The organism is Streptomyces polyrhachis (assembly GCF_042663125.1).
Taxonomy (GTDB): domain Bacteria; phylum Actinomycetota; class Actinomycetes; order Streptomycetales; family Streptomycetaceae; genus Streptomyces; species Streptomyces polyrhachii.
In genome coordinates, this window is record NZ_JBHSZO010000024.1 from 53,056 (window position 1) to 72,931 (window position 19,876).

The following is a 19,876-nucleotide window of genomic DNA, read 5'->3' on the forward strand; positions in this document are numbered from 1 at the left end:
GCGGTCTACACCAATCGGTCTAGACCAGAATTCGGAATTCCCCCCTGGAAGCCCTGCCTGCGCTCGTCACGCGTCGTCGAGGAGTTTGGCGGCCGCGATCGGGTCCATCAGGTTGGACCACGCCTGTTCCGCCGCCTCCAGCGGGCGCTCGGGCAAGGAGTACTCGGGGAACCAGCCGTCGAGCGCGCAGCCGGGAATCAGGTCGAGGACGGCGAGGGTCAGGGCGTCCGGGACGGACCCGATGATCCGCACGGCGACGTAAGTTTCGTGACCTTCAGCGGCGCGCACCTGGATACCGATGCGGGCTCCGCCGTGGACGGCCGTGTGCTCCCGGCTATCGAGGAGGGAGGCACGGGTCAGCTCGGCAACTCCCGTGGTCAGTTGTCGCTCGAACCGGGCCGCCGCCTCGGCGTGGTAGCGCATCCGGTCGGTCTCGTCCGGCAGGAGGTGCGCGGTGTACGTCGAGCTGGTCAGGGCCGGGGTATGCGTGGTGTTGTAGCGCGCCCTGGCTGCTGTCCCCGTCGCGGCGAGGGTGGCGTAGAAGTCGGTGGTGCTGCCGTCCTCACGCCGGCCTGCCGCCACCAGCCATGTCCGCACCTCAGCCCCGGGTGCGTCGGTCCACACCGCACCGCGCCACCGCTGCACCTTGGCTTTGAAGAGCACTTGGTCGTCGATTGCGGCGATCCGCTCGTGCGCGGTGGCAGGATCGGCGAACTGTTCGTGGACCTTGGCCAGTAGCGGGTGGTCGAGTTCGTCGAGCGGGCAATCCACCAGGCCGGGGTCGAGGTGGAGATCCTCGCGGAGGCAGCGCAGGGTGGGGCGGGCACGGTCAGCCGGCGGCACGGTGCTCCGTCTCGTCGACACCCCCGACGGCGTCGAGTTCCTCCCGGCTCAGTCCGGCGAGCAGGGCCACACGGGAAGCGCGGGTGCCGTCGAGACGGGTCATCAGGTCCTGCATGCGGCGGCGCATCTCCTCGCGGCGGGCATCGAGGTAGAACTGCACGGCCTCCGCTACCAGGTCCTTCTTGGTCATCCCGAGGAAGTTCGCGCCGGACGCGATCAGCTCGTCTATGGCCGGATCGACCTTCAGCGGCGCCTGCCTGCGTGCGGTGTTCGTGGCCATGGGGATCCTCCTCGCCTCTCATGGCATGGTACCTCAGGTACCTCATCATGGCCAACCGCAGCGGGGGTTGGGGCGGTGTTGGGCCGGGGTCCCGTACGGGGTGGGACCGGGCGTGCGCCCGGGGGCCACACGCTCGCTGCCGCGAGGCGGGGCAGGTACTGCCCCTGCCCGTGTCTGCTGCCCCGCGGCCCCCGGGTGTGCGGCCAGCGCGGGTCCCACCCCGGGCGGGTGGCTCAAGACCGCCTCGGCCCCCGCCCCCGGCCACCGACCCGTGCACCCCACCGGGAGGCTCCTGGACGAGACGGTCGGGGATGTGCCCGGGGTTGCTGTAGCTGGATCATGTACGGCTGGGCGTTCTGGTCGGCGGGCGCGTCGTTACTGGTCGGACGGTGAGAGGGACGCTGGACCGACGCGCGAGGCCCCGAGCGAGCCCCGCCAGCTATCGCCCAGGGGCCGGGGCCCGCGCGCGGCGGAGCCAGCGGCGCCTCACCGACTGATCAGTCACGCGCTGCGCCCGCAGCCCGGAGACTGAACCGCCCAGCCCGGCACGTGGCGAGGGTCTGTTGCAGGAGTCCCGCAACCGACCCCCGCCACGACGGCAACGGTGACGGCAACGCAGACGTACACCCACGACGCCCAGTGGCCCGACCACCACATCGACGCATGCAATGCGCACGTCGAGCATTTGGCCCTACATAGGCCCTACTGCGCCATATTGTGCCAGTTCTTCACGCGCTGGACCGGACAACGGAATCCGCCGCCACCACCACGGAGCATCGGGCTGCTCACGCCTGTCTACCCTTTCATTCAGGCGGAGATCATCCGCCACCGTATACGAAATGAATCTTGCATCGACATCCTCGATTGCCGCGCGAACGTTTGGGACGAATTCCTCTCGTACGCCGGAAATCCCGGATTCGAGGAAATCGCGCAGATAGAGAGCCGCAAGGAAGTCGTGCGCACCCCAAACGGAGCGGTCGGACATCGGAAGGGGCATGTCACGCTCGATCTTCACCACGTGAGCCCTCCACCCCTTCAGTAGTTCGACCATGTCGAGCTCACGCTGCTCAGCGACCCTTACGGTCACCAGTCGGAGCTCTGCGTCGGCCTCGGGTCCAATAAACCGAGCGAACCACTCGTCATCGCCTTCTGCCACAGGAATCACCTTCCAATAAAGTAGGCGGTATTCCGCCACGGCATGTCGTAGTTAACGATGACCCGGATACCATTTTGGACAAACTCGGCCGAGTTTCCGTTGCCGTAGCGGGCCGGACCGGCACCGCGGAGAGTCTCCTCGATCTGAGTGATGGATGGCCGCCCCATTGTCGGATGAGCATCACCAGTGTGCCCACTTACGAACTGGGTGATCTCATCCAGCGTGTACTCACTTCCATGGAAGTCTTCTCCCCCGAGGCGGTCCCCAACCTTGCCGCCGACCGGAACGCCACAGAACGGACCACTGTTGTGGACAAGGACGGGCGTGGAGCCTGCCAGCACATAGTACGTGTGGAGGTCACTGACCGTCAGATTGCGGACTGAAGTTGACGTAGTCCACTGTTCGATCCCGACTATCTGGACGCGAGCGTCAGCGCCGTGACTGTTTAGGGGTTCAGCTGGTTGCGGGCAGCGTCCAGGGCCGCCCGGCGAAGAGGTCGCGGAGGGTGGTGAGGGGGTTGATGCCGTGTTTGCGGACGGTGGAGATATAGGAGCGGATCCTCGCGAAGCGCCTCGCGCCGGTCAGGGTCCGCCAGGCCCCGGAGATCTTCTGTTGCGCTTTGACCATCCGCAGGTCTCGTTCGGCCTAGTTGTTGTCGAAGGGGACTGCGAAGTCGGTCATGTATCGCTGGTACTCGGCTGCGCGGTCACGCAGGCGCTCGGCCAGGGCTCTGGCCTTGGGTTTCGGCCCGTGTGCGGGGCGGGGGTGGGCGGCGATGCCGCACAACGCGGCGTTGCGGTACCGCTCTTGGAATCCGTCCAGGGCGACAGGTGCCAGGGCGTGTTGCCCGGCGGTCAGGGCGACGGCGACGGCGTCCTTCGCCTCGATCAGTACGTCGATCATGACCTGGGCCCAGGAGGTGTCGCGCCGGGTGTCCTCGGTGACCGCAATCAACTCGCGCAGGACGTGTGCGCCGCACAGGGCCTGGCCGGTGCCGTAGACGGTGTAGGAGGCCAGCGCGTCGGTGACCAGGGTGCCGGTGAAGGCGGGCAGGACGGCGAGGTCGTCCATCGCCACGCGGTCGCGGCGGGTGTGGATGCCGTAGAAGGTGACCAGGTGCGTGCACATCACGTGCAGCCAGTGCAGTTTCCCCGCGACCCGCACTGCGGACTCGTCCGCGTGCGCGACCGCGACGGTGGTCAGATGGTCCTTGACCTGCGCCTCGAAGCCTTCGAGTCCGTCGTGGGCACGGGCGAGTACGGAGATCACGGTGCCGGTGGACAGCGGCAGCTCGAACAAGGACTCCATCGCCTCGGCCAGCCGCTTGGCCGGCAGATGCTGGTAGGCCGACAGGTAGCAGATCGCCGCGCGGACGCCGGGGCCGTACACGGTGGCCGCGTTCACCAGATCCGGTGCCGGCGCGGTGGTGGCGTGTCCGCAGCCACAGACGGCCTGGTGCAACCGGTGCTCGGTCACCTCAGGGGTGATCTCGAGCAGGTCGAAGACCTGCCGGGCCCGATAGCCCACGCTGCGGGCGGAGTTCAAGGCATCACCGCAGCCGCCGCACGCGGCGGGATGGTGGTCGACTATGTCGTCCGGGTCAGCGACCTGTTCCAGACGTCCGCCCGGATCACCCTTGGCCCGGCCGGGCTTGCGGCCCGAACGCTGCCGCAGCGACTTCGGCGCGGGCTTCTTGCGCAGCCCGTCACTGGACGGCGGCCGGGAGGAGTTGTGCGAGTCCGCGGCCAGACGGCGCTTCAGTTCCGCGATCTCCGCCGCCTGCGCGGACACCAGCAGCTTCAGCTCCACCACCAGCGCAGCCAACTCCTCATAGGAAGGCGGCGACTGCTCGGCGGGGAACACAAGATCAATCTACCGGACCGCCACAGCGGGCACGCACCGCGTTCCCGCAGCTCACAGGCCGTCCTAAACAGTCACCCTGACCCGGCGATTCAACCGACTCCTCGACCGCGCCGGACTCCGCCGCATCCGCTTTCATGATCTCCGACATACGACCGCGACCCTGCTCCTGGAACAAGGAGGCGACCTCGTCGTGATCAAAGACCTCCTGGGCCACGCCCACATCGGCGTCACCGCCACCGTCTACGCCCACGTCCGACTCCACCTCCAACGCCAAGCCATCGACACCCTTGGCGACGCACTCGACGTGCCTGATAACCCCGACGAGCCGCCGCCCGCAGCAGCCCTCGTCCAGTGACGTTGCCGTCGGCGTTGCCGTCAAACACCACAGAAGCCCCACCAGAAACAAACTCTGATAGGGCTTCCAGTGCATGCCATCACTCACGGCGAATTACCAAGGCGCACCACGAGGTCACCGAGAACTACCCTCAGGAAAGAACCCACATGCGTGCTCTATCTGGCGTTACCTGACTGCGACTGAAATCGTCGCCATCGACACCACTCAAAGAAATACAACCCATCACTCCGGGGCATAATCCTCGAATTCCCAATACCCGATCCTGCCGATTTTCTCAGCAAGTTCAGTCCACGTCGAAGCAGCGAACGCCTCGACTCGATTCCTCAAGAACTCCTGAATCTTTGGCGGATCATACTCTGGAATGACCAGAAAATGACGGGCGATGAGCGGCCCGCTCCTCTGAACTTCACGCCCTAGCCATCGAGGCGTGCAGACCATCACTCCGAATGATTCTTCGCCTGGACCGCCCTCAGGCCCGACCAGCATCTGGACGAGGAATCCGACATCCTCCACATCCTCAGGCCAGTAGGTGTTGAAGTCGACGTCCGGGCTAAGGAAATGGCGTACAACTGCCTTCATAATCGATCAGTCCGTGATGTCTAGGTGCCCATTACTTTGCCACTGGCCTCGCGGGATGTAGCGTTGCTCGAAGTTTGCCTGGACTGGAGCATATCCCGTTGTGGCGCTATTTGGCTTGTTCGACGGGGGTCGGAACTGGCGCAGCCCGTCTTGACTTACCAACGTCTTCCCGTCACTTGCCACGGTATATCCTTCACCTACCCACGCCCGGCCAAGATCGTCTGCATCAGCTCGAGTTCCAGACCCGAGACCGAAATTCCCCTTCCCCCTCGAAGCGGACCGGAGTACTTCAGTCTGTGTGGCCCAATCCATCCTACTGCAGTTGGAATTATGAACGAGGACCGGCGCATTTCCGGCGAGTACATAGTACGTGTGCACGTCCGTGACTGTGAGGTCGTGCGTGCGTTGGCGCTTTTGGAAGTAGCGGATTCCCTTCAGTTCGACGGTCATGCCGTCGGGAGTCCGCAGGTGCATATTAGGCTTCAGATCGCCAGCATCGACCCAAGCGTTTTCGGACACTACCCAGAAGGGATGGGTGGTTGTGGAAATGAGAGCCGCATCACCGTCTTTGGTGGTTACGGTGAGGTCGACAAATTCTTTGTCGTCTTCGGTGACGATAGCGCCAGCGACCTTGCGGGTCGTGGTCTTTCCAGTTTCCAGGTCAGTAACGACTACCTTGTCGCCTGGCTTTACTTCCTCGATGTCCTTGGTGGTGCCGTCAGCAAGCAGCACGTCTGTTCCTGGAACAAAACTGTGCTTGATCAAGCACTCAGTCACTGCAGCGCCGGACTTGTCAAGGCGCTTGAATTTCATGAGCTTAGCGAGCTTCGCGTACGGCAGGACACTCACGGTCTCGAGTGCGCAGTCCCAGCTCACGGCATTTGCGCAGGACGCTGGGTCAAATACCAGGGCCTTCGCAAGCTCTTTGGATTTCCTCCAAAGATGGTGCTCGCCCTCGGGTACTACGAAGGGATAGGTAACACCCCGACTCAGAGTGACGTATTCGACCGTCTTGGTCGCGCCTTCGGTGTAGGTGTAGGACCAGACAATGGACCCGTCGTTGCGGGGGTTCGCCTCACGCTTCATCGTGTGCTGGGTCCACGTCCCATCCCCGTCCATCGTGAACCACTCGTCGGTCCTATCGAATCCACGCTCTTCGGCTACGCCGCCACATCCGCCGGCGCCCTCGCACATCCCGATAGGCCGCAACCCATCAGGGTCGGACAACGAAACGGGGTTGTTGTTGGCGTAGCTGTAGCCGTGGATTTGCTGAGGATCGACGACGTCCATCAGAGGATCAACACTGATGAAGCGGCCCGTGGTCGGGTCGTAGTCGCGGGCGCCGAGGTGGGTGAGGTTGAGGTCCTCGTCCTGGGTGCCGCCTACGAAGCCCTTCGTGCCGGGCCACGCGGTGGGGGCCTTGCCACGTGGGGCGCCGAAGGGGGTCGAGCGGCGCTGCTGCATGGTCAGGTCGGTGGCGTTGATGGCGAGTTCACTCGTGGCGTGGTGGTCGCCGAGGAGGAAGGAGAGCTTGTCGTCGTCGGTGCGGATCGCCTGGTTTCCGCCGCCCAGGTCGTAGTAGCGGGTCGCCTTCGGTGTCGCGCTCCCCTTCGGGAGCACGATCTCCGTGCCGCCGAGGTAGAGCGTGGTTTCGGTGGCCGTATGGGTGATGAGGCGGTTGCCGTCTGCGTCGTAGACGTAGTCGGTGTTCTTCGTGCCGCCAGCGCCGTCGGGCGCTGCGACGCGGGTGAGGTGGCCCTCAACATCCCAGGTCAGGGTCTGTGTGTCTCCGCCCAGAGTGCGGGTGGCCGTGTCGCCGAAGGCGCTGTACGTGTAGGTGTCCCGTGCCGCTCCGCTCGGGCCTGTGGTGTCGACCTGGGTGAGGGTGTGGGGGCGGGCCGCTTTCGGGTCGGGGTAGGTGTAGGTGCGCTTGGTGTCCTTCGCGGTGTTGCCGGTCAGGTCGTGCGCGGTTTCCGAGGTGCGGTTGCCGACGAGGTCGTATTCGTAGCTGAGCCAGTACGGGGCCGGGCCGCCCAGAGCGCTGCTGGTGGGAGTCCCGGCGCAGGCGGTGGTGGGCTGGGTCCAGGCTTCGGCGAGGCGGCCGAGGTAGTCGTAGTCGAAGCACTGGTTGTCGGTGCCGTCGCGGGAGACGTCCGAGATGCCGGTGATATTGCCGGCCTCGTCGTAGGTGTAGGTGGCGGACTTGTCGACGCCGGGGACGTCCTGGCGGTCGACGCGCGAGTTGCGCAGGCGCTGGGTGCCCCACTCATAGGTGTTGGTGACCTGGGTGAGCTTGGACCCGGCCGCCTGGTAGGTGTACTGCAGCGGCTTGCCCGTGAGGCTGTATGTGGTGTCGGTGACGTAGGTCAGGCCGCCGCTGCCCACGAGGGTCTTGGGCCGCAGGATCTCGTCGTAGGTGGGCGTGATGACCTCGGCGGACAGTGCGCCGGCTGCCGGGTAGCCGACGGACGACACGGTGCCGTCCATGTTGTAGTTGATCGTGCTCTGGTACGAACCGGCCAGAGCACCGTTGGCGGTGGTGGCGGGGATCGTGGTGGTGGTGCGGTGGGGGCGGTAGAGGGTGTCGTAGAGGCCGTAGGTGGTGGTGTAGGCGTCCGAGCCGACGTAGCGGGTGGCCGAGGAGAGCTGTCCTTCGTAGCCGAGGGGGTCCCACACGCGCTTGGTCAGCAGCGTGCCCGTCGCGCTCCCGGAGCGGGTTTCCAGATCACGACCGAGGTTGTCGTAGATGCGGGTGATCTTCTTGTCGTCCGCGGTGGTGGCCGGATCACCCTGGCGGGTGGAGGAGATCAGTTCACTGCGGTCACCGTAGACCGACACACTCGTGCCCGCGTCGGGGTCGACGGACTTGGTCTGGTTGCCACGCAGGTCGTAGCTGTAGGACCACTGGTTGCCCGCCGGGTCGGTGACCTGGTCGAGTTGACCGGCCGGGGTGTAGCGGTAGAGCGTCTTGTCCGGGGTTCCGGTGGGGGTGGAGCCGTGGTACTGCCACAGCTCGGTGGTCTGTCCGCGTACGTCGGTCAGGGTGGTCGTAGCCGTTGCACCGGTCGGTGGCGTGACGGTAACGCGGTCGCCGCCGTAGGAGGTCGCGGTGGTGGCCAGGGTGGCGCCGTGGTCGCTGTTGCCCTCGACCTGCTGGCTCTTGGTCAGGCGCCCCAGACCGTCGTAGGTGTTCCAGGTCTGCGTCTCCACCGACAGCGCGTCATCCAGGGCGAACAACCCCGTGGAGGGCGCCTTGGTGGCGTAGTACGGCGCGAACGACTTCGCGGTCAGGCCACGCTCGTCGTAGAAGGTGTCGGCGACCAGCATCCCGCCGTTTGGACCCGGAGCCTGGATCTGACGTGGGCGCAGGAAGCCGTCGTAGAGGGTGTAGGTGGTCTGGCGCCCGATGCCGGCGAGCGTAGTGGTTCCCACGGCGATCGGCTTGTCGGCCACTGTGCTGTAGCTGTACTCGTGGTTCGGGGTGTCGCTGGTCTTGTTGCGGTTGGGCAGCCACACCTTCAACTTGCGGCCCAGCGCGTCGTAAGTGGTCTCGGTCTTACGTGCGTTGGTGTCCTGTTCGGTGACCGGTAGCCCACGGATCGGCTCCAGAGTCGTCGTCTGGGTCTGGGCAGTGGCTGCGTTTCCGACGGTGGCCGGCGGCGTGGTGACGGTTACCGTCGTGGGAAAGCCCGTGGCGGGGCTGTAGGCGGTCGTGTGCGTGCGGCCGTCGGTACGGTCGCCGCGCACCGGGGCGGTGGTCTCGGTCGCGGTGACGTTGCCGGTGAGGTCGGTGGCCGCGGTCTGCCGGGCGTAGGAGTCGTAGGTGATTCCCGATTCCAGGTAGGTGGCCGTGGTGCCGTCGTGCGACTTGAGGGTCGCGATACGGGTGGCGTCGCCCTTGGTGGGGACGGCGCCGTAGGCCAGTCCGTCGTAGGCGGTGCGGGTGTCGGAGAGGACGTCCTTGGTCCGGTCGGGCGTGACGGAGCAGGAGACCGCGACCGTCTCGACCCGGGCGACGGCGTCCAGAATCCACTTGGTTCCGGTGGCGGTGCCGGGGTCGGCGTAGGTGGTGCGGGTGCACTTGCTGTCGGTCGCGGAGGTGTTGGCGCCGTAGTCGCGGACCTCGGTGACGCGTCCGGCGACGTTCTCGTGTCCGTATGAGACGTACGTGTTGCGCCAGTTGGTCCCTGCCCCGCCGTCCAGGGAGGTGTACGCGGTGGAGTTCAGGGTGCCGGCGAGGTTGGCGGTCGTGGTGCCCCAGGAGCGCACCCGCTTGGCCGTCTCGTAGTGCCAGGGCGTGTTCAGGGTCTTGGAGAGGATCTTCCCGCCGGGACCGCTGTAGTTCTCCGTCTTGTACTCGAAGCCGGCCGCCGAGTCGTGGTCGACGATGGTGTTGCCGTTGTCGTCGGTGACGGACACGGCCTTGGTGCCACCGGACGGAGCGGCCCTGTCGCCGTCCATGCCACGCAGGAAGTAGTGGTCGCTCTGCGACTTCATCCCCACCGGGTCCTGGCCGCCGGTCTGCACGCGCACATGCCCGTAACCGCGGTAGCTGGACCAGGTCTTGTGCTTCTCCTTCGTCAGCCCGTCATCGTCGTCGTAGTGCCAGGCCGCCCCGTCGAGGTAGGTGTAGCGGGTGACCATGTCGGGGGCGTTGGAGTTGGTGCGATCCGTGCGGGTGACGGCGTCGACCACGTACTTGTTGAACCACTGCAACTGCGGATCGGCGTAGCCGGGTTTGGGGGCGTAGACGGGGAAGCAGCGCGTGATGTTGGACTGCGGGGTGGGCGGGCTGTCCGGGTTGCAGGCCGCTGCGGAGTATGCCACGTCGATCTGACCACCGGACTCGTCCGAGATCGTGGAGAGGCGTTCCTTGATGAACGGTGCCAGGTCGTCGCCCAGGACGTCGGGGCGGTTGGGGCGCTGGTCGTACTCGAACGTCACCTTCGGCAGCGGGACGTCGGTGGCGGTGTCGGCCTTGCCGATGTGCTGCACATCGTCCAGCAGCAGCTGGTAGTCGGTGTCCGCCATGCCCCAGCGGTGGTTCATCGTCCAGGAGTCCACCGGCGCGTACGTGCCGTCCGTCTTCAGTACCTGGGTGGTGACGTCCGTCAGGCGCAGCCGGGTCCAAAAGCTCGGGGAGGCGGACTTCGTGCAGTCCACGCCGGACTTGCAGTTCAGGTCCCAGGGGGTGTCGTACCAGTAGAACGACTGGGTGTCGATTGAGGACGCCGTACACGTCACGCCCGACTCCGGCAGGCAGCGCTCCTTGGAGGTGAAGTCGACCTTCGCCAGCGCCTTCGTGCTGTAGATTCCGGTGTCCTTGAAGCCGTACTCGATACGGTCCAGCGAACCGCCGCGATCGTAAGACGTCTCATCGGCCGCCTTGAGATTGCGGGCGTAGTAATTGGATTCCTTGTCGTAGTAGTAGGCGATCGCGTTGCCGTGCACGTCGATGGCAAGGTCGAGGTTCCATCGCCAGGCCTGCTGACACCACGACGTCTCGAAGGTCGACCCGTGGCAGGGCTCGTTCGCATCGTCACCGTAGACAGGGGCGGTCCAGGCGGAGTCGGAGGTCTCCTTGTCCGTCGCCCAGCCCTGCAGTCGGTTGTAGCCGAAGTAGTAGCGGGTGCCGTCGGTGGTGGTCACCCGCCAGTACTCGTCGTCGTTGTCGCCGTTGGCCCGCACGTTGGTGGAGCTGCCGAAGATCCTGGTGACCTTCGTGCCGTCATCGCCCTTGATCTTGAACTCGTTCGCGGTGCCGGTCGGGATCAGCTCCCCCGCACGGCCGTTGAAGGAGATCGTGGCGTTGTCGTACGCCCAGCACAGGTCGCCCGGATCTGTCCCGTTCACACTCGTGACGTTGTCGTCCGCACACGACTTGTAGCTGCGCTCGATCGACCCCGGCCACAGGTTGAAGCCGTCACCGGCCCACGAGGACTGGTTGTTGGTGTTGGCTGTACGCCCGTCCACACCCCCCGAGCTGTAGGACAGGCCCACCTTCGGCGAGAAGCCGCCCGGCACACCGGGAACGCCCATCGTGTACGACCAGCCGAAATCACCGGTGCTGAGATTGGTACTCCAGGTCGCGGACGCCGCGAGAGGGCTGGCTGCGTAGTCGCCCTGGTCGCTCGATGCCCCGGCGGTGACCGCCAGGACCAGGGGGGCGCCGGCGGTCAGCAGCGGACCGCTGTCCGCTGCTTGCACGTTCAGCGAAGTCGCCGTCAGAGTTCGGGTCTTGGGATCGTTGTGGGAAGCGACCGGCCTCGCGGTCGAGCAGTGATTCAGCTCGGGGGTGGTGGTGGCACAGGCCGGCAGCTGCACAAGTTGCAGTCGGCGCGCCCACGCTCCGCCGTAGGACTGGGCGAAGGCGGAGTAGTCCACTGCTATCTGGACGTCGCCGCTGGACGCGCCGAGGGTGGGGATGACGGAAAGCAGGGGCCCGTCCACTCCCGCACGGCGAGAGGTCTTCCGGTCATGGAGGCGTACGGTCGCCTCGCCCCTGAACACCTCGCGTTTCGCGCTCTTGGACTTGGCGGCCGGAGCGCCCACCGTGATGGGCAACGCGCCAGCCCGCGCACGGGCCTCCTTGGCGCTGCCGGAGCCCTTCAGCGTGACCGTGGCGCTTCCGGGAGCCGGCCATATGTGCTTGGGTTGCTGTTCGGGGACACGTGGCTGGCCATCTCTCTTGCGGGGCTTCATCTTCACCCCGTGACCCGACAGCGGTTTCTCCGAAGCCGGAATCCCGGGCAGGTCGTCCGCCTGCGCTGGCGTCGAGGTGATCGCGCCCTGCAGCAAGGTGCCGACCATCACGGCGGAGACGAGCACCGCGATCCGGCGGTTTGTGTAGAAACGTGTCCTCATGCCATCCCTGCTTCAAAGTGGTGCACGTAATGCCCCGTACGCGGGGCGGAGAAGTCTCTTTGGTACGAAACCTGCGAGCCGCAGCCCTTGGAGGGGCGGAGACGTATACGTCTCCGCCCCTCCAAGGGGCCTCGCACTATGGCCCCTTGGCTGTCAGAAGCTCGGTCTCGCTGGCCAGCGCCTGGATCTGGGTGTCGCTCAGCACACCCTGGAACGCCCACACGTCGTCGATCGCGCCCGGCCAATACTCACCCCAGCTGCTCGCGCCGGTCTTCGCCCGGCCGAGTTGCAGGCCCTTGGTCGCATCGAACGGCGCCGCACTCGAGCTCCACGACACCCTCGTGACGCAGCCCGCCTCGTTTGGCTTACCGTCGCCGTCGTCGTCCGCACATACGTTCTGTACCAACTCCTTGTCCACGTACAGGCGAATCTGGCCGCCGAAGGCATCGCCCATGGCGTCGTAGACCACCGCGATGTGGTTCCACGAGGTGCCGTTCTGGAAGTTGGTGTGCGTAGCCACCACCGTGCCCGCGGTCGTGGAGTCCGCATCGTAGACTCGCAGCTCCCAATGACCGCTCACCGACTGCCCATCGGTCGATTCCGGCGGCGGTGCGTCCGGTACGTAGCGGACCTTGAAACCGTTGGTGTTACTGCCGACTTGACTCAGCACCGTCACCGGCTTCTGCGGTCGCCCCAGGGCGAAGACCCGCGCCGCCACAGTGAAACTGGTGTTGGTGTGCACGGGCGAGGTGCTCGTACTCGCATAGCCCGTGACGCCGTCCAGCAGCAGGCCGCCACCCTGTCCGAAGAAGTCCGCGCTGGGGTCGACCTGCGCACCACTTCCCAGAGTCAGCGGATGCTGCCCCTGCTGCACTGTCACATCGTCCGGCGAGACAGCAGGGCTGCCGGAAGCCGTGTTCAGCTTCCAGCGTCCCTCGACCAGTGCACGGGCGTCGTACATCGTGGAGATCTCTCCGCTGGGGAGCATCCGGTCGAAGACCTGCACGTCGTCGATCTGTCCGGGGAAGAAGCTGGCCGCAACCCCGCCGTAGGAGCCGGCGCCGATCACCATTGGTTTGCCACCGTGCCACGTGTTGACGTGGTCGACGTAGTCGACGTACTTGCCGTTGACGTAAAGCCGCAGTTGCCCGGCCGGCTGGGAGTACACACCCGTCAACAACGTCCACTCCCCCGGCGCGATGGCGTTCGGGTTGTTCACCGTGGCGCGGGTGATACCGCTGGTGGTGCTGTCGGTGTCGTAGTTGTTGAACGACCAGCCGTAAGTGGTCGAATAGTACAGCTCGAAGGCCGACTTCTGGTCGCCGGGCTGCGCGGCCACGATCGCCGAGGCGGTCGGCTTCTTCGACAGCTTCACCCATGCCGATACGGTGAAGCTGCGCATCGTGTGGACATAGGGAGCACCGGTGGTGGCGTAGTCGTTAACACCGTCGAACGTCGCCGCGTTGCCGTCAGGGGTGTCCTCCCCTGCGACGACGCCGCCCTGGTAGACGGCCGGGAAAGCGTCGGCCTTGCCGCTCACCTCGGTGCGCGGTGCGCCGTCCGCGTCGGTGGGCGTCTCGTCCAGCTTGAACACCGCCCGCGCCGGACGACCGTTGCCCATCGGCTGCTTGTTGTAGAGGGCTGTGATCTCCGACTGGGCCAGCCCCTTGTCGAAGAGCCGCACCTCGTCGACGGAGCCTGGGAAAAAGCTGTCGGCAACTCCGCTGTAGGAGCCGGCGCCGATCCGCAGTCCCCGGCGTGCATCCCACGGGGTGGTGTAGGGGGTGGAGCCTGCCAGGGTGCCGTTGACGTAGAGCTGCAGGACGTCGTCCACGGAGTTGTACAGCCCGACCAGGTGCACCCACTCGCCGGTCTTCACTCCACCGGCTGCCGATTGCATGGCCCGAACCGGGGTGGCGTTAGCAGTGTCGGCCGTGTACTGGTTGAACGCCCACCGCTGATACCCGCTGGAGTAGTACAGCTCGAACCCCGGACTATTGTTGCCCGGCTGCGCGGCAATGATCGCAGCCTCGGACGGCAGCGTCGACATGTTCACCCACGCCGACACCGAGAAGGACAGCGACGTGTCCACCGTCGCAAGGTCCGACTCCAGGTAGTCATCGACGCCGTCGAATGCTATGGAGGAACCGACCGCGCCCGTACCGCCCAGCGCCGGGTTGCCGTGGATGGCAAGGGTGCGCTCTCCTGCTGTGCCTACGCTCTGCGTGGCACCTGCCCTCTCGTCGAAACTCCACTGAGCCCGGGCGGGTTGACCGCTCGTCACGCGGAACATGTATGTGGTCTGCTCGTCCGTGGGACTGACGTTACCGGCGATATCCTTGGCCACGGCGGTGATGAAATTCAAGCCTGGCTTTGGCGCAGCGATCGACACACTCTTCTCGGCACCCCCCGAGGTTGTGATCGTGTGGGCACTGTCACACACGGGATCACTGTTAATGCCCCAGCAGTACTTCACGACGTCCGAAGACGAGGAGTCGAACGTGAACGTACCGTGGCGGCCCACTCCGTCGTACCATTTGTCGCCCGGATCTCCGGTCATCGAGCCCGGGTAGTCCCCCGAAGCAATCTTGGGTCCGGATGGGACAGAAGTGTCGTACTGAAAGTAGCAGTTGGTCGCGTTTCCATCGGACACCCAGGGCGACCAGGCGGCCCCGTCGCTGACCCGCACCGACCACGAGACCAGCTTGTTCGCCGGGATCATAGTCGGCAATTGAACACCGAAGTCCGAGCCGGCCGCCTTGTATCCGGTGATGACGTTCCAGCGCATGGAGGTGCCGTTGCCATCACCGGTATCCCAGAAGACACCAAACTGGACCTTGACCCGATCCTTGTCCGGGTCAGTGATGTTGTTCGCCGTCACGTACGGACGCGAGCGTACCCAGTCCTTGTTCGCAACCGAGTCACAGTCACCACCCGGGCTCATCGCCAACTGGGACATCGACGGCTGCCGAGGCGGCACGTTGTACGTCACCCGTAGATAAGCGTCGTCAGTGAACCGCTTCCACGCATACCGGTCACCCTCATCCTTTGCCTTCAGACCGAAGGTGGTGTAGGAATCACCGCGTGCAGCAGCATACTTCACCCCATCAATGGCGTTGAACTCCACATCGGCCGGGCCCGCGCACCCATCCCCGCCGTAGGCCACGTCCCGGTAGGACAGGTAGTCCAGCCAGTCATCCGCCGAGTTATCCCACGTCGTCGTAGCTCCCATCCCCTTGGTACGCCACAGCTCGACTGTCCGCCCGTCACAGGAGGCAGACCACGTCTCGTGGGCGACAAACTCCGCGCTGATGATCGTCTTGCCGTCGAAGCGGGCGGTGGGGAACTTGTAGAAGAGCCGCTTGGTGTCGTACGGCGCGCAGTACGACCAACCGCAGTAGCCGACCCCCTGGTTGGAGTCGCCGTTGAAGCGGTACTGCGGCGAGTCGTGCCAGTACTTCGACACCATCGTCCAGTCACCCGCCTTGGGGGTGTACGACTGGGGGTCGATCATCACAGGCCATTGGGTCTGCTCGTCCTTCAGCAGCCTCTGGTCGGGCGTCAACCGCAGCTCCTTGGCCGCCGACGCCACCTCCAGGCCGATCGGCGCCACTCGGGACAGTTCTCCCGGACCGTCCGAAACGGTCGTGGTCGACCGTGCGCTCACCGTGTCGGGCACACCGGCCGAGTCCCACATGATCGGCTTCAGTGAGGTGAACACCACGCCGCCCGCGCTCTTGTCCAGCGCCTCCAGCCGGCCGTCGGGCGTCTCGTGTACATCAAGACCGGGGGCGTTCAACCCGAAGGTGATCTCCGCCAGTTCAGGATTCGCCGCCGCCTCGGGCGTGTGGACCACCAGCAGCTCGTGGTAGCCGTCGATGTCCGCTCGCAGGGTCAGGTCCACGCCCGGCAGTACGGATTCGTAGGTGGCCGTGTCCCCGTTGAGGGTCGGCACAGGCAGCGGCTTCGGCCAGGAGATGGCCATCTTCCGCCCCACGCGGTCCAGCTCTACGAGGGGAGCCGACGTGCCACCGTGGGAGAACCGCATACCGACCGCGGCGACCTTGGGGCCGACCGATCCGTCGGGGCGTATCTCCAGGGTGTTGTCGATCGCCTTCCACGCCCCGCCCACCCGCGCCCGTACCGGCCGCAGATGCTGCACCACCTCGCGCTTGCCCTCGGGGGTGGCGAAGGTCTCGCTCGACTCGTCCCGCAGCGAAATGATCTCCACGTTCGCGTCCGTGTCCGCCGCGAGGGACTCAGCAGCAGCCTCCGTCTGCGCGCTCTTGGCCGCCGGAGTGGGTGAGAGGGGCGGCGCGGCAGCAGGCGTGGAGGCCGCGGCGGGGATGGACAGCACACCCGCGAGCAGCGCTGCTACAAGCCCTGCTCCTCCCATCGACCAGGGCATACCGTTTCGATGCGAACGCATCCGATGGCCACGTACCCGTTGCACGACGTTCCCCTCCCCCACACCTTGCGATCAGAAGAAGATCGCAGGCGGAAATCTAGAGAAGGAAGCAGCAGCACGTCTACACAGGTAGATTGGGGAGAAATAGGGTCTTGTCTTGATCTACTTCCTTATAACGTCGATGTGATGCCCGCCACGCGACGACTGGATATGCGACGCCCAAGACGTACGCCGCCCCCCGTCGCACCCCTACGGCCACCGGCACGCCTCCCGCCACACCCCCAGGTCCAGCCGCTTGCGCATCGAGCTGAGGTGCAGGCGGCGGCTCTGGCGGCAGAACGCCGACGGGGGGAGTTCGTACTCCACGTGGAAGACCGCCTTGCCGGCGGTCGTGAACGGGCGCAGGTCGGCGCACTCGCCGTTCTCCGCGCACTCCTCGTTCACCGCGAAGTCGAAGTCGGGCAGCAGTTCCGGGATCTGCTCCACGTCGTTCTTCAGGCCCACCGCCAGGCCCCGTTCGTGGGCCAGCGCCGCCAGCATGCGGTTGTACGTGAGCTGGTCCTGCGCCGTCAGGTCGAAGCCCGTGTCGTTGGCGAAGCCGTCCATCAGGTCGGGCTCGACCGCGTCGAAGCCCTTGTCCGCGCACATGTCGAAGCGGGCCGCCATCAGCGGGCGCAGTACGTCCAACCGCCGGATGTCCAGCCAGCGTTCGCCCGCCCAGCCGTTGCCCTCGCCCAGGACGGAGTCGGGGAAGCGGTCGGCGTCCGGGCGGTACTCCTCCCAGGCGCCCGCGTTGACGTAGCAGATCACCTTGCGGCCGGCGGCGTGCAGCTCGGCTACGACCGAGGCGTCGTTCTCGAAGCCGTCGATGTCGTAGACGGGGACGTCCACGGAGGTGTCGACCCGGCCGCTGAGCTGCCACTGCCAGGGCTGGCCGGGACGGGGGCGCCAGTGCTCGCCCGGCTCGCGGTCCTCCTGGACGGGGGACGGCGAGGGGGGCCGGGGATCACCCGGCCCCCCGCAGCCGGCCACCACGACGGCGGCCAGCGTCGCCAGCAGCGCCCTTCTCAGCCCGTCGGCACCGACACCCATGGATTTCTCCCGTCTCCCGGTACCGCACAGTGCACCCCGGCACCGCGCTGGCGCGCGAGTCGGGCGACCAGGTCGTGCAGTCCCTCGGGCACCCCGTAGACCAGGTGGCAGAAGCGCTCCGCGCGGTGCCGCCTGGTCCACGCCGGTACGGGCGTCTGGGTGTACGTCTGCCAGGTGCCCTCGAAGGTCACCAGCAGATCCGCCGCCTGGGCGTAGTCGGGATCGGGGTGGACTCCCGGGTTGAGAACGACCGTTCGAGCGCCCTCCGCGCGCGCCGCCCGGATCATCGCGCGGGTGCCCGGCAGCCGGTCGGCGCCCGAGGGCGCGCGGTCGAGGAAGGCGCCCTGCGCGCCGTACCACTCGCGGTAGCGGCGCATGTCGCGGCCCACGTCGCCGGAGGCGCGCACCCCGTACGCCAGGTCGGCGTAGCCCAGGACCCGCACCCCGGCGGCGCGCAGGGGCTCGCACGCCTGCGCGAACGCCGGGTCGAAGGCGCGCCCGGGGCCGTCGGCCACGTTCAGCACGACCCCGTACAGCCCCGGCGCCGCCCGCACCAGCTGCCGCCAGGGCTGCGGGTCGACGGCCGGGTGCACGTACATCGGCACCAGCAGAGAGCCGGGCGCCGGGCCCACCGCCGCCAGGGGGCGGCGGTGGGCCGGCGTGCGCGGCGCCGGTGACTGCGGGGGTCGGCGCGGCACCGGGCGCCTGCCTATGTCGGGCAGTCCGTCCAGCGCCGGCACACTCGGTCGCCTCACCCCTCGGCCCACATGTCCTTGAGGGACTGGGCGAGGGTGAGCTCCGGGCGCCAGCCGAGCGCCCGGTCGGCCGCCGAGACGTCCGCCTGCTGCCAGGGGACGCCGGAGGAGCGGGCGGAGTCCAGCTCCGCCGCCTCCTCGATCCGGCCGTCGAAGCCGGCCGCCTCGACGAGCCCCTCGACCAGGGCGCGGACCGGGACGGCCCGCCCGCCGGCGATGTTGAGGACGCGCGGGAGCGCGCCGTCCGGGCAGCGGGTGGTGACCGCGAGGGCGACCGCGCGGGCGATGTCGCGCGCGTCGACGAAGTCGCGCACGGCCGCCAGCGTTCCGGTACGGATCACGCCGGCGGGGTCCGCCGTCCGCAGTTCGTGCACCAGCCGCCCCGGCAGGGAGGTGGCCGGGGCGCCGGGCCCGATGACGTTGAACACCCGCAGCACCACGGCGTCCAGGGCCGATTGGGCGACCGCGAGCGAGCCGGCGAGCTTGCTCGCCCCGTACAGCCCCTGCGGGCAGGTCGGCGCGGACTCGGTGACCGGGACGTCCCGGGCGACCGCGCCGTACTCGCCGGCGGAGCCCAGGTGGACCAGCCGCGCGTGCGGGGCCGCCGCGGCCAGGGCGGCGCAGAGCGTCGCCGGGCCGCGGGCGTTGACGCCGATCATGGTGAGCGCGTCGCCGGCGACGGCGCCCGCGCAGTTGACGACCGCGTCCGGGGAGAGGGAGGCGAGGAGCCCGGCGAGGTCGCCGACCCCCGCCGTGCCCAGCTCCGCCGCCGCGCGCGGGACGGGGACGACCTCGGTCACCTCCGGGCCCGCGTTCAGCTCGGCCAGCACCTGGCGGCCGAGCCAGCCGGTGCCGCCGAAGAGTACGACGCGCATCGGGGTCGTCACGCTCCCTTCAGGAGGAGGTCGCGGTAGGTGGTGAACTCCGCGTTGGCACGGTCGTAGTCGTCGGGGCGGCCGATGTCCAGCCAGTAGCCGCCGAAGTCGTAGGAGTGCGGCGGGCGCTTGCCGTTCAGCAGGTCGAGGACCAACTCGTCGAAGCCGAGCGGCAGTCCGGGCGTGTAGCCGGCCAGGGTGCGGCGCGAGATGCCGTAGACGCCCATGGAGACGCGGTAGTCCAGGCTCGGCTTCTCGGTGAAGGCGACCACGTCGCCGTTGCCGCTGTCGGTGGTCAGCACCCCGAAGTCGATGTTGACCGCGCGCTTGTGGGTGGCGATGGTCAGCGGGGCGCCGGCCTCCTGGTGGCTGCGCAGGACGTCGCCGAAGTCCAGGTCGGTGAGGATGTCGCCGTTCATCACGAGGAAGTGCTCGGGGAGGCGGTCGAGCATGGGCAGCAGCGGGCCCATGGTGCCCAGCGGGCTGTCCTCCATGGCGTAGTCGACCTTCAGGCCCCACTGGGAGCCGTCGCCGACGTAGGCGCGGATGATCTGGCCGAGGTGGCCGATGGCGAGGGTGATGCTCGTGAAGCCGGCGCCGGCGAGCTGGCGCATCACGATCTCGAGGATCGGGTGCTGGTCGCCGATCGGGACGAGCGGCTTGGGCAGCGCGGTGGTGTACGGGCGCAGTCGGACGCCCTTGCCTCCGGCGAGGATGACAGCGTGCATGGTGCGGGTTCCCCCCTGGTCGTTCGCTGGGTGTTCAGCGGTGGTGCTCATGTCGGTGGGTGATCGGTCCGTTGTGGG

The 19,876-nt window shown here is 67.0% G+C and carries 13 protein-coding genes and 1 pseudogene; 1 reads left to right on the forward strand and 13 read right to left on the reverse strand.

From position 1 onward, the window contains the following. Positions 1 to 66: 66 nt before the first annotated feature. The 6 genes from ACFQLX_RS16485 to tnpC all read right to left on the reverse strand — a co-directional run bounded on the left by ACFQLX_RS16485 (position 67) and on the right by tnpC (position 4,142). Positions 67 to 843, reverse strand: a complete 777-nt coding sequence (locus tag ACFQLX_RS16485) for a hypothetical protein (RefSeq protein WP_386415775.1) — start codon at positions 841 to 843, stop codon at positions 67 to 69. Next, entirely contained in the window at positions 830 to 1,123 is a 294-nt protein-coding gene (locus ACFQLX_RS16490) for a hypothetical protein (RefSeq protein ID WP_386415777.1), read from the reverse strand. Before ACFQLX_RS16490 ends, ACFQLX_RS16485 begins: the two co-directional genes overlap by 14 nt. A gap of 691 nt (positions 1,124 to 1,814) precedes the next feature. Further along, a complete protein-coding gene (locus ACFQLX_RS16495; protein WP_386415779.1) occupies positions 1,815 to 2,279 on the reverse strand; it encodes a hypothetical protein in 465 nt (154 codons plus the stop codon). A gap of 5 nt (positions 2,280 to 2,284) precedes the next feature. After that, the gene (locus ACFQLX_RS16500) at positions 2,285 to 2,695 is read right to left on the reverse strand and encodes a hypothetical protein (protein ID WP_386415844.1); all 411 of its coding nucleotides are present in this window, start codon (positions 2,693 to 2,695) and stop codon (positions 2,285 to 2,287) included. A gap of 37 nt (positions 2,696 to 2,732) precedes the next feature. Further along, a complete protein-coding gene (locus ACFQLX_RS16505) occupies positions 2,733 to 2,906 on the reverse strand; it encodes a hypothetical protein (protein WP_386415781.1) in 174 nt (57 codons plus the stop codon). 18 nt (positions 2,907 to 2,924) lie between these two features. After that, positions 2,925 to 4,142 carry an IS66 family transposase gene (gene tnpC, locus ACFQLX_RS16510; protein ID WP_386415784.1) on the reverse strand — a complete coding sequence of 406 codons (1,218 nt, stop codon included), beginning with the start codon at positions 4,140 to 4,142 and terminating at the stop codon, positions 2,925 to 2,927. A gap of 76 nt (positions 4,143 to 4,218) precedes the next feature. Here tnpC and ACFQLX_RS16515 point away from each other — a divergent pair. Beyond that, positions 4,219 to 4,497: pseudogene (locus ACFQLX_RS16515) on the forward strand (tyrosine-type recombinase/integrase); the annotation flags it as partial. A 222-nt stretch (positions 4,498 to 4,719) separates the two neighbouring features. On the opposite strand, the gene ACFQLX_RS16520 reads toward ACFQLX_RS16515, so the two are convergent. The 7 genes from ACFQLX_RS16520 to ACFQLX_RS16550 form a co-directional block, all read right to left on the reverse strand. Beyond that, positions 4,720 to 5,076 (reverse strand): immunity 8 family protein, encoded by a 357-nt coding sequence (locus ACFQLX_RS16520; protein ID WP_386415787.1) that lies wholly within the window; start codon positions 5,074 to 5,076, stop codon positions 4,720 to 4,722. 6 nt (positions 5,077 to 5,082) lie between these two features. Continuing rightward, entirely contained in the window at positions 5,083 to 11,940 is a 6,858-nt protein-coding gene (locus ACFQLX_RS16525; RefSeq protein ID WP_386415789.1) for a polymorphic toxin-type HINT domain-containing protein, read from the reverse strand. Between the two features lie 136 nt (positions 11,941 to 12,076). Beyond that, positions 12,077 to 16,297, reverse strand: a complete 4,221-nt coding sequence (locus tag ACFQLX_RS16530; RefSeq protein ID WP_386415791.1) for a LamG domain-containing protein — start codon at positions 16,295 to 16,297, stop codon at positions 12,077 to 12,079. A gap of 300 nt (positions 16,298 to 16,597) precedes the next feature. Then, positions 16,598 to 17,440, reverse strand: coding sequence for an endo alpha-1,4 polygalactosaminidase (locus ACFQLX_RS16535; RefSeq protein WP_386415794.1), 843 nt, complete (start codon positions 17,438 to 17,440; stop codon positions 16,598 to 16,600). Continuing rightward, positions 17,416 to 18,195, reverse strand: coding sequence for a spherulation-specific family 4 protein (locus ACFQLX_RS16540; protein WP_386415796.1), 780 nt, complete (start codon positions 18,193 to 18,195; stop codon positions 17,416 to 17,418). The genes ACFQLX_RS16535 and ACFQLX_RS16540 overlap by 25 nt, the downstream gene beginning before the upstream one ends. Next, positions 18,192 to 19,070 (reverse strand): NAD-dependent epimerase/dehydratase family protein, encoded by an 879-nt coding sequence (locus tag ACFQLX_RS16545; RefSeq protein WP_386415846.1) that lies wholly within the window; start codon positions 19,068 to 19,070, stop codon positions 18,192 to 18,194. The genes ACFQLX_RS16540 and ACFQLX_RS16545 overlap by 4 nt, the downstream gene beginning before the upstream one ends. An 8-nt stretch (positions 19,071 to 19,078) precedes the next feature. After that, a complete protein-coding gene (locus ACFQLX_RS16550; protein ID WP_386415799.1) occupies positions 19,079 to 19,798 on the reverse strand; it encodes a nucleotidyltransferase family protein in 720 nt (239 codons plus the stop codon). Positions 19,799 to 19,876: the final 78 nt, after the last annotated feature.